General features: G+C 71.8%; 16 protein-coding genes. 7 read left to right on the top strand and 9 right to left on the bottom strand.

The window, feature by feature from the left end:
• Positions 1 to 14: 14 nt before the first annotated feature.
• Positions 15 to 1205 (top strand): threonine synthase, encoded by a 1191-nt coding sequence (locus ACQPZK_RS05495; RefSeq protein WP_433537250.1) that lies wholly within the window; start codon positions 15 to 17, stop codon positions 1203 to 1205.
• 10 nt (positions 1206 to 1215) lie between these two features.
• Here the strand turns inward: ACQPZK_RS05495 and ACQPZK_RS05490 are convergent, their stop codons facing one another.
• The 3 genes from ACQPZK_RS05490 to ACQPZK_RS05480 all read right to left on the bottom strand — a co-directional run bounded on the left by ACQPZK_RS05490 (position 1216) and on the right by ACQPZK_RS05480 (position 4584).
• A complete protein-coding gene (locus ACQPZK_RS05490) occupies positions 1216 to 3012 on the bottom strand; it encodes a glycoside hydrolase family 15 protein (RefSeq protein WP_433537249.1) in 1797 nt (598 codons plus the stop codon).
• A gap of 42 nt (positions 3013 to 3054) precedes the next feature.
• Positions 3055 to 3447, bottom strand: a complete 393-nt coding sequence (locus tag ACQPZK_RS05485) for a cupin domain-containing protein (protein ID WP_355051904.1) — start codon at positions 3445 to 3447, stop codon at positions 3055 to 3057.
• 243 nt (positions 3448 to 3690) lie between these two features.
• Positions 3691 to 4584 (bottom strand): sulfotransferase domain-containing protein, encoded by an 894-nt coding sequence (locus ACQPZK_RS05480; RefSeq protein ID WP_433537248.1) that lies wholly within the window; start codon positions 4582 to 4584, stop codon positions 3691 to 3693.
• 119 nt (positions 4585 to 4703) lie between these two features.
• On the opposite strand from ACQPZK_RS05480, the gene ACQPZK_RS05475 reads away from it, so the two are divergent.
• Positions 4704 to 5747, top strand: a complete 1044-nt coding sequence (locus ACQPZK_RS05475; protein WP_433537247.1) for a beta family protein — start codon at positions 4704 to 4706, stop codon at positions 5745 to 5747.
• A 6-nt stretch (positions 5748 to 5753) separates the two neighbouring features.
• Here ACQPZK_RS05475 and ACQPZK_RS05470 read toward each other — a convergent pair whose 3' ends face one another.
• Positions 5754 to 6035, bottom strand: a complete 282-nt coding sequence (locus ACQPZK_RS05470) for an adhesin (protein ID WP_355051907.1) — start codon at positions 6033 to 6035, stop codon at positions 5754 to 5756.
• A gap of 275 nt (positions 6036 to 6310) precedes the next feature.
• Between ACQPZK_RS05470 and ACQPZK_RS05465 the strand changes: the two genes are divergently transcribed.
• Both ACQPZK_RS05465 and dacB read left to right on the top strand, forming a co-directional pair.
• Positions 6311 to 7045, top strand: coding sequence for an MIP/aquaporin family protein (locus ACQPZK_RS05465; RefSeq protein ID WP_433537246.1), 735 nt, complete (start codon positions 6311 to 6313; stop codon positions 7043 to 7045).
• 51 nt (positions 7046 to 7096) lie between these two features.
• Positions 7097 to 8680, top strand: a complete 1584-nt coding sequence (dacB, locus tag ACQPZK_RS05460; RefSeq protein ID WP_433537245.1) for a D-alanyl-D-alanine carboxypeptidase/D-alanyl-D-alanine endopeptidase — start codon at positions 7097 to 7099, stop codon at positions 8678 to 8680.
• A 13-nt stretch (positions 8681 to 8693) separates the two neighbouring features.
• On the opposite strand, the gene ACQPZK_RS05455 is transcribed toward dacB, so the two are convergent.
• The 3 genes from ACQPZK_RS05455 to ACQPZK_RS05445 form a co-directional block, all read right to left on the bottom strand.
• Positions 8694 to 9017, bottom strand: a complete 324-nt coding sequence (locus ACQPZK_RS05455; protein WP_433537244.1) for a hypothetical protein — start codon at positions 9015 to 9017, stop codon at positions 8694 to 8696.
• An 86-nt stretch (positions 9018 to 9103) separates the two neighbouring features.
• A complete protein-coding gene (locus ACQPZK_RS05450) occupies positions 9104 to 10069 on the bottom strand; it encodes a hypothetical protein (RefSeq protein WP_433537243.1) in 966 nt (321 codons plus the stop codon).
• 176 nt (positions 10070 to 10245) lie between these two features.
• Complete coding sequence (locus tag ACQPZK_RS05445) at positions 10246 to 10839, bottom strand: pentapeptide repeat-containing protein (RefSeq protein ID WP_433537242.1); 594 nt, start codon at positions 10837 to 10839, stop codon at positions 10246 to 10248.
• Positions 10840 to 10922: 83 nt separating this feature from the next.
• Here ACQPZK_RS05445 and ACQPZK_RS05440 point away from each other — a divergent pair, with 83 nt between their 5' ends.
• Together ACQPZK_RS05440 and ACQPZK_RS05435 are read left to right on the top strand one after the other, a co-directional pair.
• Entirely contained in the window at positions 10923 to 12155 is a 1233-nt protein-coding gene (locus tag ACQPZK_RS05440) for a serine hydrolase domain-containing protein (protein WP_433537241.1), read from the top strand.
• Positions 12156 to 12208: 53 nt separating this feature from the next.
• Entirely contained in the window at positions 12209 to 12850 is a 642-nt protein-coding gene (locus tag ACQPZK_RS05435; RefSeq protein ID WP_433537240.1) for an NAD(P)-dependent oxidoreductase, read from the top strand.
• 111 nt (positions 12851 to 12961) lie between these two features.
• On the opposite strand, the gene ACQPZK_RS05430 is transcribed toward ACQPZK_RS05435, so the two are convergent.
• Together ACQPZK_RS05430 and ACQPZK_RS05425 are read right to left on the bottom strand one after the other, a co-directional pair.
• The gene (locus tag ACQPZK_RS05430) at positions 12962 to 13426 is read right to left on the bottom strand and encodes a PPOX class F420-dependent oxidoreductase (protein WP_357127763.1); all 465 of its coding nucleotides are present in this window, start codon (positions 13424 to 13426) and stop codon (positions 12962 to 12964) included.
• A 45-nt stretch (positions 13427 to 13471) separates the two neighbouring features.
• A complete protein-coding gene (locus ACQPZK_RS05425) occupies positions 13472 to 14110 on the bottom strand; it encodes a DUF6642 family protein (protein ID WP_433537239.1) in 639 nt (212 codons plus the stop codon).
• Between the two features lie 305 nt (positions 14111 to 14415).
• On the opposite strand from ACQPZK_RS05425, the gene ACQPZK_RS05420 reads away from it, so the two are divergent.
• A complete protein-coding gene (locus tag ACQPZK_RS05420; protein WP_433537238.1) occupies positions 14416 to 15204 on the top strand; it encodes a D-Ala-D-Ala carboxypeptidase family metallohydrolase in 789 nt (262 codons plus the stop codon).
• Positions 15205 to 15259 lie beyond the last annotated feature (55 nt).

The following is a 15259-nucleotide window of genomic DNA, read 5'->3' as shown; positions in this document are numbered from 1 at the left end:
CGGCGAGGAGCGACGTGTACCTGACCCACCTGGACTGCCCGCGCTGCGGCCTGGAGTACGCCGCCGACGAGCTGCAGAACCTCTGCGACTGCGGTTCGCCGCTGCTGGCCCGGTACGACCTGCCGGCGGTCGCCAAGGCGGTCACCCCGGAGCGTTTCCCGCTGCGCCCGGCCGACCTGTGGCGCTACCGGGAGCTGCTGCCCGTCGCCGATCCCCGGCACGTCACCACGCTCGGTGAGGGCTGGACGCCGCTGCTGCGCGCTCCGGCGTACGGGGCCGAGATCGGCATCGCGGACCTGATGGTCAAGGACGAGGGGCTGATCCCGACCGGTTCGTTCAAGGCGCGTGGCGCGGCGGTCGGCGTGAGCCGGGCCCGCGAGCTGGGTGTCAAGCGGATCGCGATGCCCACCAACGGCAACGCCGGGTCGGCCTGGGCGACCTATGCGGCGCGCGCCGGAATGGGCGCCACGATCGTCATGCCGTTGGCCGCACCGACCATCTGCCGGCGCGAGTGCGTGGCCGCCGGCGCCGACCTGCGCCTGGTGGACGGGCTGATCAGCGACGCCGGCCGGCGGGTGGCCGAGCTGATCGCCGAGTCGGACGGGGCGATCTTCGACGCCGGCACGCTGCGCGAGCCCTACCGGCTCGAGGGCAAGAAGACCATGGGGTACGAGATCGTCGAGCAGCTCGGCTGGCAGGCGCCCGACGTGATCATCTATCCGACGGGTGGCGGGGTCGGCCTGATCGGCATCCACAAGGCGCTGCACGAGATGCGCGAGCTGGGCTGGGTCGGTGACAAGCTGCCCCGGCTGGTGGCGGTGCAGTCGACCGGCTGCGCGCCCATCGTGCGGGCCTTCGCCGCCGGTGAGTCCCGGGCCCGCCCGTGGGACGACGCGCACACGGTGGCGTTCGGCATCACCGTGCCGACGCCGCTGGGTGACGAGCTGATCCTGGCGGCCCTGCGGGCGTCCGCCGGCACCGCCGTCGCCGTTGACGACGCCGAGATCCTGACCGACCTGCGGGACTTCGCGGCCCGGGAGGGACTGCTGCTCTGCCCGGAGGGCGCGGCCTGCCTGACGGCGGCACGCCAGCTACGCGCCGGCGGGTGGATCCGGGCCGGCGAACGGGTGGTGGTGCTCAACACCGGCGCGGGGCTGAAGTATCCGGAGACGGTCGACGTCTCCGGCGTACCCGTGCTGGCCTGAGCCGGCACGGTCAGAAGCTGTTCGGCTCGGTCAGCCGCCAGGCCGCGTTGATCAGCCCGATGTGGGACAGCGCCTGCGGCATGTTGCCGAGTTGCGCCCCGTTGGTCAGGTCGATCTGCTCGCTGAAGAGGCCCACGTCGTTGGCGCGACCCACCACGCGCTCGAACAGCTCCTCGGCCCGCTTCGGCTCACCCGCCATCACCAGACACTCCACCAGCCAGAACGAGCACAGCAGGAACCCGGCAGGGTCGCTCGTCCAACGCCGGACGAGGCCGTCCTCCGTGCCCAACTCACGCTCCACCATGGCGATGGTCGAGCGCATCCGGGGGTCGGTCGCCGGAAGGAAATGCGCCACCGGCAGAGCGAGCACCGACGCGTCCAACTCGGCCGAGCCGAACGAGCTGGTGAACGCGCCGATCCGGTCGTTCCAGCCTTCGCGCAGCACCGTCTCGCGGATCTCGTCGCGGATGCCGGTCCAGCGGCGCGGATCGGCCCGCTCACCGAGCCGGTCGGCGAGCCCCACCGCCCGATCCATGGCCAACCAGCAGGAGACCTTCGAGGAGAGGTAGTGCCGTTCCTCGTCCCGGGTCTCCCAGATGCCCCGGTCCGGCAGGTGCCAGGTCGCGGCCACCTGCTCGGTCAGGCCGAGGACCATCTCCCGCAACTCCCGGTCGAATGTCCCGCCGAGGTAGTCGCGCAGCCGCCACACCGCCGACAGCACCTCACCCGGCACATCGAGCTGCCGCTGCTTCCAGGCGTCGTTGCCGACGCGCACCGGGCGACTGTCGTGATATCCGCGCAGGTGAGTGCAGTGGTGCTCGGAGAGGTCACGCTCGCCCTCCAACCCGAAGAGCACCGGCACCGGCTCGTCGCCGAACTGACCGATCGACCGGGCCGCCCAGGCGAACAACCTCGACGTCTCCTCCGGACAGGCGGCCACCCAGAGCGCCCGCATCGTCAGCGAGAAGTCCCGCAACCAGGAGTACCGGTAGTCGTAGTTGCGGTCGCCGCCGATCTGCTCCGGCAGGGAACTGGTCAACGCCGCCGCCACCGCGCCACTGCGGGCGTATGTCAGACCGGTCAGCACCGTCGCGCTGTGCCGGACCAACTCCGGGTACCGACCCGAGTACGTGTGCGTATCCCGGAACGCCTCCCAGGCCCGGGTCGTGTCGGCGAGGGCGGCCAGCGGGTCCACCTGGACCGGTGGTGTGCCGTACGCCTGGCCGAACGCCACGTCGATCCCCACCACCTGACCGGAGGAGACCTCGAACTCGTGGGTCACCCGGTCCCGGCTCGCCCGCAGCGGCATGCCCCCGGCCCGCAGCACCAGCACCACCGGGCCGGCATCGGCCACCACCGCGCCGCCGGGCTGCTCGTGCAGGTACGGCGTGAGCAGGCCGTACTCCGGCCGGGGGGCGAAGTCAAGCGCCATCCGTACCCGCCCGGACAGGCCCTCGACCACGCGGACGAGCACGGCGGGCGAGTTCATGCCCAACTCGTGCGCGCGGGCGCCGGGCTCGGCGGCGAGCGCGTCCGTCACCGACACGCTGCCGTGCGGCGTGTGGTGCACCGTCCGGAGGATGAGCGTTTCCGGACGGTAGGCGCGCTCGACCCGGTGACCAGGGCCGCCGGCGCCGACCGGCGCCAACCGGAAGTGCCCACCGTCCGGGTCGAGCAGCCGGCCGAAGACGGAGGCGCCGTCGAACCGGTGCGGGCACCACCAGTCGATCGAGCCGTCGACCCCGACCAGAGCTCCGGAACGGGAGTCCGAGAGGAACCCGTAGTCGGAGATCGGCGGCTGCGTCACCAGGCGCGCGTACCCGGATCGGCCCGATTCAGGCCGCCGCCGTCATGCGGTCGGCGGCTCGTCCTCGCCGGCCTCCTCGGCCCTGTCGGCCTCCTCCTTGGTGTGGTGCACCGCCTGGTCGGCGTGCTCCGGAGGCCCGTAGACGGTGTAGAGAACCAGCGGGTTCGGGCCGGTGTTGACGAAGTTGTGCTTCGTGCCGGACGGCACGACGACCAGGTCCCCCGCGACGACCTCCCGCTTCTCACCGGCGACCCGGGCCTCGCCCGTCCCGCTGACGAACGTCAGGATCTGGTCGATGCCCTCGTGTACCTCCTCGCCGATCTCCCCGCCCGGCGGAATCGTCATGATCACCAACTGGGTGTGCTCACCGGTCCACAGCACCCGCCGGAAGTCCGGGCTCTTCTCGGCGACGGTCGCGATCGTGAAATGCTCCATGGCCCGCTCATACCCCGTTCGGTCCCGCGTCACGCCGGGACTGGCAGATGGTGGAATTCCCCACGGTCGGCAGGTTTGGATCCGCGCCGACCGGGGATCGACAACGCTGACCGGCGAACGGCCGGTCGAGCCAGGTCCCCGCTGGCGTACCGCCGAACGGCTGCGGTGGTGGGAGACGGCCAGAGCGCGGCGACGTTACGACCACGGTCGGAGCGGCGCCGCGCGCTCGTTCTCCCGTACGTCTCAGGCGTCGCGATGCAGCCAGGCGAGCAGGTCGGGCGGGGCGAGCGCCCGCGCCCGCCTCTCGTAGCGGGCCAGCGCGGCCGTGTCGAGCAGGCCACGCCCCTGCCCCGAGCCGCCCCGACGGAAGAACGCCTGACGGTCCCGCAACACGCCGAGCGTGTCCGGGGCGAGCTGGTCGGCGCGCTCCCGCATCCGGTCGAACGTGGCCGCCTCGACCAACGCGGGCCACCGCCCGGCGGGCACCTCGACACCCCAGCGGTCGGCCAGCATCCGCATCTGTGCGCCCAGGTCGGCGCGGAGGTCGTCGTAGTGCACCAGCGTGATGTTCGGCTCGTGCCGGCGGGCCCAGGCGTCGCGCAGGTGCCAGAACACCCCGGGCAGCGAGTCCAGCTCGACACGTGGGTCGACCTCGTGGTCGACCCAGCTCGGCAGCCACTGCCCGAGCGACGGACGGGCACGCGCCGCTCCCGTCGGAGCGGGTTGGCCGGTCAGCTCCGCGACACGGGCCCGGTCCAGGTTTCCCGCCTGGTGGTAGAGGGAGACGGCCATGTCCAGTGGATGCCGCGCCACCACCACGTAGTGCGCACGGGGATCGAGCGGTACCCCGTCCAGCGGGCTGTGTGTCTTGATGAACCTCCGGTGCGGCTGCGCGGCCAACCGCTCGTACACCACGTCCCGTGGCTCGCCCAACCAGTCCAGCCAGGGCGACAACTCGGACAGCGGCGCCGGCAGCTCGGGAGTGCCCAGCACCAGGAGCGCGCAGATCATCTGCATCCACGTGGTGCCGCTCTTGGAGCGGGTGCTGATCACGATGTCGCCGTCGCGGAAACTGAAGCCGACCCAGCGGGCGCTGTCCTCGTCGCTGGAGCGGTAACGGTACGGCGACGCGGACATCGGGCGAGCGTAGTCGCCGAACCGACAGCCAGACAGCGGATTTTCGGTACCAGAAAGTGTGGAGGCATGCGAATGCCTGACTAGATTGAAGTATGGTGCCCGCCCACGGGGGCCGGGCAGTGGCGCCGGTCTACCGCCCCATTCTCGCCAGCCGCCGACGCGGCGAGCTGGAAGCCCTGACCCACCTCGATCCCGCGACTGCCGCGCTCGTCGCGCCGATCCTGGAGGTCAGCGCCGTCGACCGCGCCACGAGGGACGGTCTGCGCCGGCTCCCGGTCGGCCTGCTGCCGGCCATCGACGTGACCGCCCAGCCCGACTCGATCGACACCGAGCTGGTCCGGTGGGGCGTACCGCTGATGCCCGTCATCGGGCTCGCGGAGAGTGAGCGGCGGCTCGTCGCGCACGGCGCGGCGGCCGGGGCGTACGCCCGGCGGGCGCTGGTCCGGGTACGGGCCGCGCACGACCGGGCGGGCCCGGACGCGGACACGACCGCCGTCGAACGGATCTGGCGGTACACCGGCCTCGCGCCGGAGGAGTGCGACCTGCTGGTGGACGCGGGTGACGTCTGCTGCCCGGCGGACGTGCGGGTGGCGGAGCCCCGGGTACGGCGGCTGCTGGACTGGGCCCGTCGCCACGCGTGGCGCTCGGCGACGGTGGCGGCGGGCGGCATGCCGCCGACGCTGTCCCGGCTGCCCACCGACGAGCCGGTACGGCTGGAACGCTGGGACTGGCAGCTCTGGCAGCGGCTGGCCGACGTCGGAGTCGACTACGGCGACTACGGCGTCGGTTCGGCGCTGCCCGACTCGGGAGACCCCGGCGACCGGCTACCCAGCGTGCGGTACACCGCCGACGACGGCTGGTGGGTCTACCGCTGGTCGCGCCGGGGCGGCCGGGGCGACGACCGCTTCGCCGACCTGTGCCGGACGCTGGTGGCGGCACCGCACTGGTCGAGCGTGGGCGCGGCGTTCTCCTGGGGTGACCACGAGCTGCTGCGCCGCGCACGCCGAGGGGCCGGAGCGGGGTCCGCCGCCAACTGGACGGCGTGGAGCACGTCGCACCATCTGGCGCACGTGCTCGCCGCGCTGCTGCGACCCGAGGACCCCGGCCAGTCGGGCTGGGACTCCCGGCCGGGGCCGCCGCAGCGGGGGCGTTCGCCCCGGTGAGAGCCCCTACTGCTTCTCGGTGAAGCCGAACTGGATGATGCCCTCGTCGTCGACGGTGGCGTCCACCGAGGCATCGCCGAGCAGTTCGGCGGCGTCCGGGTCGAGGAAGATCCGTGCGCCCTGGTTGTCGACGACCTGGTCACCCTGCTCCGGCTCGGGCACCAGCTCAACGGTGAGCGATCCGGCGTCGGTGTCGGCGGCGATCCGCACGCCGCCGTCCTGGGCGACGTCCTGCTGGTTGGCGAGGTCACGGATGACGAGCACGGCGTTGTCGGTCATGGTGAGCATGTGTGGAACTCCTCGTGGTTTCTCGGCTCGCGGTCGGTTGTCACGCAGAGGCGGACGATCGACCCGCGTACGAGCACGCGTGGGAGGCGACGGGAGAGACGGACGGTCATCGCCGTCGCGTCGAATCGGGGCGGCTGACAGGCCCCTTCCCAGCCCACGGTGCCCGCTACCGAGCGATACGTCAAATAGAGCCGGATCAGTCCGACCTTCGCTTCCGCGCTGGTCACGGCGCTGATTTGCCCGCCAGCGAGCGGAACTATCCTTACGCTGAGTAAATGATGGATGACGCCAGACGTGCCGCCGCGGAATTTCTGGGCACCCTGCTGCTGGTCTTCTTCGGCGTGGGCGCCGCCGTCGCCGCGCGGGTTCAGGGTGGCGTGGTGGTCGTCGCGCTGGCCTTCGGATTCGTCATGCTGGCCCTCGTCTACACGATCGGCCCGCTCTCCGGGAGTCACGTCAACCCGGCGGTGACGCTCGGCGTCCTGCTCTCCGGAAAGATCTCGGTGATCGGCGCTGTCGCCTACTGGATCGCGCAGTTCGCCGGGGCGACCGTGGCCGGTTTCCTGCTCTGGGCACTGACCCGCTGGGGTGACGTCGCGGACCAGACCGGGGCGCTGGGCTCGAACGGGTACGGCGCGCACATCAACCGCGGCGGCGCGGCCGTGCTGGAGATCGTGCTGACGTTCCTCTTCGTCCTGGTCGTGCTCGTCGTGACCAGTCGCAGCGAGAACCCCGGCATCGCGGGCGTGGCCATCGGCCTGGCCCTGGCCGCCACCCAGCTCGTCGGCGTGACGCTGACCGGCGCGGCGGTCAACCCGGCCCGCGCCTTCGGTCCGGCCGTCTTCGAGGGCGGGGCGGCGCTCCGCCAACTCTGGGTGTTCATCGTCTTTCCGCTGCTCGGCGGGGCGCTCGCGGCGTTGGTGGCACCGCTGGTGATGGGCGGGCAACGCCACTACTGGGGCGGGCACGAACGAAAGCTCGGCCGACCGGGACACCGCGAAGGGCAATAAGCTTCGTCCGGGGCTCTTTTCTGGCGATAATCTTCATGGCAGCATCGGCGCATGCACCGTCGTCTCTTTCCGCGCGCCGTCGCGCTGCTCGCGCTGGTCGCCACCGTGGCCACCGTCGGCGCGTCCGGCGCCACCGCCGAGTCGCCCACCCCCGCGACGACCCGACTGCGCGCCACCATCGACGCGATCCTCGCCGACAGCCGGCTGGCCGGCGCACAGACGTCGGTGGTCGTCGTCGACACCAGCACCGGGAAGACCCTCTACGACCGCAACGGCGACCGGCGGCTGGTCCCGGCCTCCAACACCAAGCTGCTGACCTCGACCGCCGCCCTGGGGTTGCTCGGTCCCGGCCACCACTTCCGTACCGACGTGCAGACCACCGGCCCGCGCCGCGCCGGGCTGCTCTCCGGCAACCTCTATCTGCGCGGCGGCGGCGATCCGACCATGCTCGCGGCCGACTACGACGCGCTCGCCGCCCAGGTCGCCGCCTCCGGTGTCCGGATCGTCACCGGAAACCTGGTCGCCGACGACACCCGCTACGACCGCACCCGGTTGGGCCCGGACTGGACGTGGGACGACGAGCCCTACTACTACGCCGCCCAGGTCTCCGCGCTGACCGTGGCACCCGACACCGACTACGACGCGGGCACCGTGATCGTGCACGCCGCGCCGGCCAACCGGGCCGGCGCGCGGCCGGTGGTCACCACCACGCCGCCCACCAGCTACGTACGCATCAACAACCGGGCCGAGACGGTCAGCGAGGGCGAGACCTCGATCTCCATCGAGCGCGAGCACGGCGGCAACACGATCGTGGTGACCGGGCAGATCGCCGTCGGCGACGAGCCCGCCAGCGACTGGGTGACCGTCTGGGAGCCCACCGGGCTCGCGGCCGAGGTCTTCCGGGCGGCGCTGCGCCGGCACGGCGTACGGGTGCTCGGCCGGACGGTACTCGGTGAGCCCACTCCGGAGACCGCTCAACCGGTCGCCGGACACGACTCGATGAGCCTGGGCGAGCTGATGACGCCGTTCCTCAAGCTCTCCAACAACGGGCACGCCGAGGTCCTGACCAAGGAGATCGGCCGCGTGCTCTCCGGCACCGGCACCTGGTCCGCCGGTCTGACGGCCATCAGCGAGTACGTCGCCGACACGGGAATGGACACCGGAACCCTGCGTCAACGCGACGGTTCGGGCCTGTCCCGCCGCAACCTGGTGCCGGCTGCGGAGTTCGTCGACCTGCTGAGCGCCGTACGGGCCCAGCCCTGGTTCACCACCTGGTACGCGGCGCTGCCCATCGCGGGGCAGCCGGAGCGGTTCGTCGGCGGCACGCTCCGCAGCCGCATGGCCGGTACGCCGGCGGCGGGGAACGTCCACGCCAAGACCGGCAGTCTGACCGGCGTGTCGGGGCTGTCCGGCTACGTCACCAGCGCGGACGGCCACCTGCTCGCGTTCTCCATCCTGCTCAACAACTACCTGACGGCGTCCGTCAAGGCGCTGGAGGACCAGATCGCCGTGACGCTGGCCGGTCACCGCGAGGATGGTGCGAGCGCGGCCCGGGTCGCCGCGCCCGAGGTGCCGGACACTCCGCGTACGCCGGAGGGCGTGGAGTGCTCCTGGGTCAAGCCGATCACCTGCTGAGCCCGGACGCGGGTCAGGCGGGGCGCTTCGGTGTGGGGGGCACCGCCCCGGGGTCGCCGCGCTCGATGAGCGCGGCGATCTCGGCGGCGTGCAGGCCGCGGAGCGTCAACACCCGGGTACCCCATCGGTGCAGCCGGCACGGGTGAGGGCTGGCGTCGTTGCGACAGACGACCCCACCGGACCAGCGCCGAGGCGCGTGTACGACCACCGCGCGCACCGCGAACTGGGCATCCTCAACCGTCACGTACGGCGGCAAGGGGATGTCGCTGAGCACCTCCGGCTCGTCGACGCCGGGGCGAGCGGCAGGACGGACGCGGTGGGCGGTACTGCTGCTCATCTGCGCAGCCTCCACAGTGGAAGGTGAACGGGGACAGCAGAAAGTTACGTCGCCACCGACGGAGGGCGACGGACAAACTGTCCCGCTCAGCGGAGCGCGACAGCCTGGAGGCCGACGTTGCCGCAGTGCTCGGTGTAGACCTTCTCGACCGTCCAGCTCACCACCAGCTGGGCGTCCTTCGGCGCCGCGAACCGGATGACGAACTGGGCGCTCTGGCTGGTGTACGGGTCCTCCAGACGCAGGGTGCTGACCGGCCCGCCGGTGGACAACCGCACGTCGAGCCGACCGCGTGCCATCCAGATCCCGGCGTACACCTGGACGGTGCGCGGCGCGCCGCTGCCGGCGACCGCCAGGCTGAAACCGTTGCCCACGCCGCAGGTGTAGACGCCGTCGGAGCTCCCCCGGTCCCAGCGGTCGGGCGCGCCGTCGGACCAGCGGACGATCTCCTGGTTGCCGTCCCAACCGATCCGGCGGCCCTTTCCACCCCCGTCGACGATCTCCCCGGAGCCGGAGCGCTTGCGGACCGTCGAGTTGCCGCCGCGCAGCCCCCAGTGCATCCAGTCCCGGGTGCCCACGGCGGTCAGGTCGACCTCGGCGGGCACCTCGGCGCGGGTCACCGACAGCAGCGGCGCGGCCGGCTTCGCCGACTCCGAGGCGGGTGGGCTGGTCGACGGGGTCGGTTCGGGTGAGGGTGGCCGCTGCCGCGGTCGCAGACCCGGCAGCGCCGGGCCGGCCTCACCGGTACGTCCGTCCGCGCCCGGCAGGCCCGTCGGACGGGCGGCGCCGGCGGGCACGCCGCCCGGGCCGCCACCCGTCCCGTCGCCCGAATCGGGGCCGGACCTCGTGCCGAGGTACGCCACGAGCACCACGAGGCAGACGACCGCGCCGACCCCTTCCAGTGCCCAACGCCGCCGCTTACGGGCGCGGGCGAGCCGGCGCAGCGCTCGGTGGCTCAGGCCTGCCGCGGCGGATCGCGGCCGGTGCGACGCCGGTCGAGCGGCCGGCTCGTCCCCGGCCCGCGAACCATCCCGCGTACGGTCCTCGTCCGCCACCGACTCCTCCACGTTGCCGCCCGACCGCCACCGCACGTGACGGATCGACCGTCCACTGTGGGTCGTTCACGATTGCACCGGCGTGGTCGACACGCTAAATCGGGACAGCATGACGTGTCCAGTCCGGATCGGGACGGTATGGGACAGCCGGCTCATCAACCGGTGGTCGCCCGGCCTCAGCCGATGCGGAAGCCGAGCGCCTGCGCGATGACGAGCGCCTGCTCGGCGTCCACGAGGGCGCCGGCCCTCTCGACCGACGTCGGGTCGAGCGCGGTGAGATCACTGCGCCGCAGGTCGGCGCCACCGAGGCGGCAGCGCTGAAGTTGCGCCCCGGAGAGGTCGACGCCGGTCACGGTGGCCCCGGTGAGGTTGGCGCCGGTCAGGTCGGCCTCGCGCATCCGCACGTCGCTGAGCCGGACGGCGCGCAGGTCCGCTCCGGGCAGCGCGACGAACGACCAGTCGCCGCCGTCGACGCGCAACGGGCGCAGCTCGCACTCGACGAAGGTGCTGCCCACCAGCTTGCAGCCGGTGAACTCGGCCTCGAAGAAGTTGCAGCGCTTGAAGACACAGCGGGTGAACGCCGAGTCGAGGTGCCGGGACGCGTTGAACCGCACGTTGCCGAACGTGCAGCCGGTGAAGACCGCACCGCGGGTGACCGCCTCGGTCAGGTCCACGTCGAAGAACTCGCAGGCCACGAACTGGCGGTCGGCCAACTCCTCGCCGTACCAGTCCTCGTGGCGGAAGGTCACGTCCTCGGTCAACGTCGGCATCCGGCCAGGCTAGTGCCGCCGACCGACGCCACCGGGGAGCCGCCCCTTCCGGTAGCGGCGTACCGGCGAGTAGTTTCGGCGACGTGAGTGTGGCGCGGAGCAAGGACCCGGACGAGATCGGCTTCGACCCGGCGCGGCTGGCCCGGATCGACAGACACTTCGGGAGGTACGTCGACGACGGCCGGCTTGCCGGCTGGCAGGTGGTGGTCACCCGCCGCGGCGAGGTGGCGCACTCCTCGACGTACGGCCTGCGGGACCGGGAGTCGGGCGCGCCGGTCGAGTCGGACACGCTCTGGCGCATCTACTCGATGACCAAGCCGGTCACCTCCGTCGCGGCGATGATGCTGTGGGAGGAGGGTCGGTTCGAGCTGACCGACGAGATCAGCCGCTGGCTGCCCGAGTTCGCCGACCTGCGGGTCTACTCGAAGGGTTCGACGCTCAAGCCGTACACGGTGCCGGCGACCGAGCCGATCCGGGTCTGGCACCTGCTCACCCACACGGCCGGCCTGACGTACGGCTTCATGCAGACCTCGGTGGTCGACGGGCTCTACCGGGCCGCCGGCTACGACCTGTACCCGCCCGCGGACGTCGACCTGGCCGCCGCCTGCGCGGCCTTCGGCGAGTTCCCCCTGCTCTTCGAGCCCGGTACGGCCTGGGGTTACTCGGTCGCGACGGACGTGCTCGGTCGGCTGGTCGAGGTGGTCTCCGGGCAGAGCCTCGACGCCTTCTTCGCCGACCGGATCTTCGGCCCGCTGGGCATGACGGACACCCGCTGGTGGGTCGAGGGCGACGAGGCCGAACGGCTGGCCGCGCTCTACGCACCGGATCCGCGCAGCGGGCAGGCGTTCCGCTACGACCGGCTCGGCGCTCTCGCGCACCACAAGCCCGGCCTGCTCTCCGGTGGTGGCGGCCTGATCTCCAGCGCCGCCGACTACCACCGTTTCACCCAGATGCTGCTGCGCGGCGGCGAGTTGGAGGGCGTACGTCTGCTGGGGCCACGAACGGTGCGTTTCATGACCCGCAACCACCTCCCGGGCGGGCAGGACCTGGGCACCCTGTCCACCGGCGGCTTCGCCGAGAGCACCCTGGACGGGATCGGCTTCGGCCTCGGCTTCGCGGTCGTGGAGGACCCGATTCCGAGCCGGGTGCCGAGCAGCGTCGGCGAGTACTACTGGGGCGGGGTCGCCAGCACCGCCTTCTGGGTGGACCCGACCGAGGAGATCACCACGCTGCTGTTCACCCAGCTCCTGCCGTCGAGCACCTACCCCCTCCGCTCCCAGCTGCGCCAGCTCGTCTACGCCGCCCTGGCCGACTGATCGGGATCGCCGTTTCGCGGGCGGCGGAACGACCCGGTCCCTAGCCTGGGCTGGTGAGCACCATCGTCGTGTTTGGCGCGGGCGGCACCGCCGGGTCGCGAGTCGTCGCCGAGGCCGCCGACCGGGGGCACCGGGTGATCGCCGCGGTCCGTCGGCCGGAGGCGACCTCGTACCTGCCGGACGGGGTGCGCACGGTCACCGGCGACGCCACCAGCGAGCGCAGCGTCCGGGAGTTGGCACCGGACGCGGACGCGCTGGTGGTGGCCATCGGCGGCGGTGAGCGCGAGCTCTGGCGCACGGCCGCCGAGACCCTGGTGACCGTCCTGCGGTCCATGCCGGCCGCGCCGCGGATCATCCATCTGGGTGGCGGGTCGACACTGCTCACCCCGCGCGGCACGCGCTTCCTCGACGAGCCGGACTTCCCCGAGCAGTACCGGGACTCGGCGATGGGCCAGGCCGACGCTCTGGACTACTACCGCAGCTCCGCCGACGGGGTGCGCTGGACCTACGTCTCGCCGCCGCCGTTGGAGTTCCACCCCGGCGACCGCACCGGGCACTACCGCACGGGCACGGACGAGCCGGTCACCGACGACCAGGGCCGGTCGGTGCTGACCTACGAGGATCTCGCGGTCGCGATCGTCGACGAGATCGAGCAGCCCCGGTACGTGAACACGCGCTTCACCGCCGCCTACTGACGAGCGGCAGCTACTGACCAGCCGGGCCGAGCAGCGGTCGAGCCAACCTACCCTTCAGCCCGACAGTGCACCCACCTGGCGGGTGCGGGCGAGGCGGAGCGACGCGCGGGATCAGTCGGCGAGGCGGGCCGGGAAGCCGCCGGTCGCGATCGGGCCCCAGGCGTCGATGGTCACCCGGATCAGTGACTTGCCCTGGCGCACCATCGCCGCCCGGTAGTCGTCCCAGTCCGGGTGCTCGCCGGAGATGCTGCGGAAGTACTCGACCAACGGCTCCAGCGCCTCGGGCAGGTCCAGCACCTCGGCCGTGCCGTCGATCTGCACCCAGGGGCCGTTCCAGTCGTCCGAGAGGACGCACGCCGAGACCCGAGGGTCGCGGCGAATGTTCGTCACCTTTGCCCTCTCGGGGTACGTGGACACCACCAGCCGACCCTCGCCGTCGATCCCGGCGGAGACCGGGGAGGACTGCGGCCGGCCGTCGGCCCGGGTGGTCATCAGCACGACACGGTGTCGCGGCCGGAGGAAGTCGAGCAGGGTGTCCCGGTCGACCCGGGTGTTCTTCGCGATGCTGCGTGCCATCACTCGTTCCTACCAGGCCGGCGGCGGGTGCGCGGGCGGTGGGGGTCAGCGGGGGTCGGCGGCCGCGCGGTGCACCGCCTGGGCGGGCACGCGGGGCCGGCCGGCGGGGCGCCACGCCCGGCCGTTGGCGTAGATCACCCGAAAGCCGAGGTACGAGGCGAGTGGCGCCCAGTGCGCCGAGCCCATCCGCAGTTCGGCGGCGTTGTGCCGCTGCCCGTTGGCCAGCACGTCGAGCAGGACGGTTTCGAAGGCAGCCGACTCGACCCAGTCGACGTCCCGAGTGAAACCACAGATCAGGGCGGCTCCGGTGACCTCCAGGAACTCGCGCAGCACCGCGTCCGACGCGCGCAGCACCGAGCAGCTGCCGAAATAGAGCCGCCGCCCCTCGCAGCGGCCGGCCATCAACTCGGCCACCTCGTTCAGCTCCACCGACTGCCAGTCGGTGAGGCAGAGCCGGCTCGGCTCACCGTGCATGGCGAAGAACCCCACACGGTGGTCGGCGTACTGCTTGAGCAGCCAGCGGTCCAGGAAGTAGAACAACTCGTCGCGGGTGGCCGCGTCCTTGTGGATGAAGCGGATCTTGCCGAGCCGCTCCAGCAGTTCGAGGGTGGGCAGCACGGAGCCGCGTTCGTTGAGGTCACGGTGCCACTGACCCTCGACACAGAAGACGCCACCGCGTGCCACGTGCACCTCCGCCAGTCCGTCGCCCGGGCCTGACGTTACCGGCCTCCCAGCGGGAAGGAACATCACCCTGGGTGCCACCGAATGCGACGTTCGGTGCCGTTCCCGCGCTAGCGGGCCGAACGGGGGAAATGGCTGTTTCGCAAATCAGCCGAATTCACAGCCGGGGCCCAGGAACGGGCGAATCATGAGGACAATTCTCGTTATTGCCGCCAAGCGCACTGATCAGTGCGAGGGTGGAAATCGCGGGACGTCCCGGTCGATGTCCCAGAGCCCACCCCATTCGCTCTCCTATCGGGAGGACTTCTGTGCGCGTAAACACCTTGAAGCGAGTTGCTGTCGCTTTCGCCCTGGCGTTGCCCGGGGCAGCGATCGCCTCGGTGGTCGCCGCGCCGGCAGCGTACGCGGACGGCTGCTACACCTGGAACCGCAACCTGTACCAGGGGCGCTCGGGCGACGACGTCCGTCAGTTGCAGATCCGGGTCGCCGGCTGGGCCGGCTACCGGGACATCGTCGAGAACGACGGCCGTTACGGACCGAAGACCGCCGCCGCCGTGAAGCGGTTCCAGCAGGCGTACGGGTTGCGCGCCGACGGCGTCGCCGGCCCGCAGACGTACGCCAAGCTGTACCAACTCCAGGACAACGACTGCACGCCCGCGCACTTCAGCTACAGCGAGCTGGACAACGGGTGCGGCGGCAGCGGATGGAGCGGCGGCCCGCTGTCGGCGACCCAGACCAAGCAGAACGCGCTGCGCACCATGTGGAAGTTGGAGGCGTTGCGGAAGAGTCTCGGCGACAAGCCGCTCAACGTGACGAGCGGTTTCCGCAGCCGTGCCTGCAACAACCAGGTCGGCGGCGCGTCGGACAGCCAGCACCTGTACGGCCACGCGGCCGACGTCACCTCACGGACGTCGTCCCTGTGCACGGTCGCGCGGGACGCCCGTAACCACGGCTTCAGCGGGATCTACGGGCCCGGCTACCCCGATCACGACGACCACGTGCACGTCGACTCGCGGCGCGAGAACAACAGCGACAGCAGCTCGAACACGACGAACTGGTCCGCGCCGGACTGCGGGATCGGCGCCGGCAACGACTGAACCAACCGATCGGCGGAACGTCGGCCCGACGCGGTGGGAGCACCTCCGCGTCGGG

The organism is Micromonospora sp. CA-249363, from assembly GCF_050950185.1.
GTDB lineage: Bacteria > Actinomycetota > Actinomycetes > Mycobacteriales > Micromonosporaceae > Micromonospora.
This window is presented reverse-complemented; position numbering and strand designations above follow the sequence as displayed.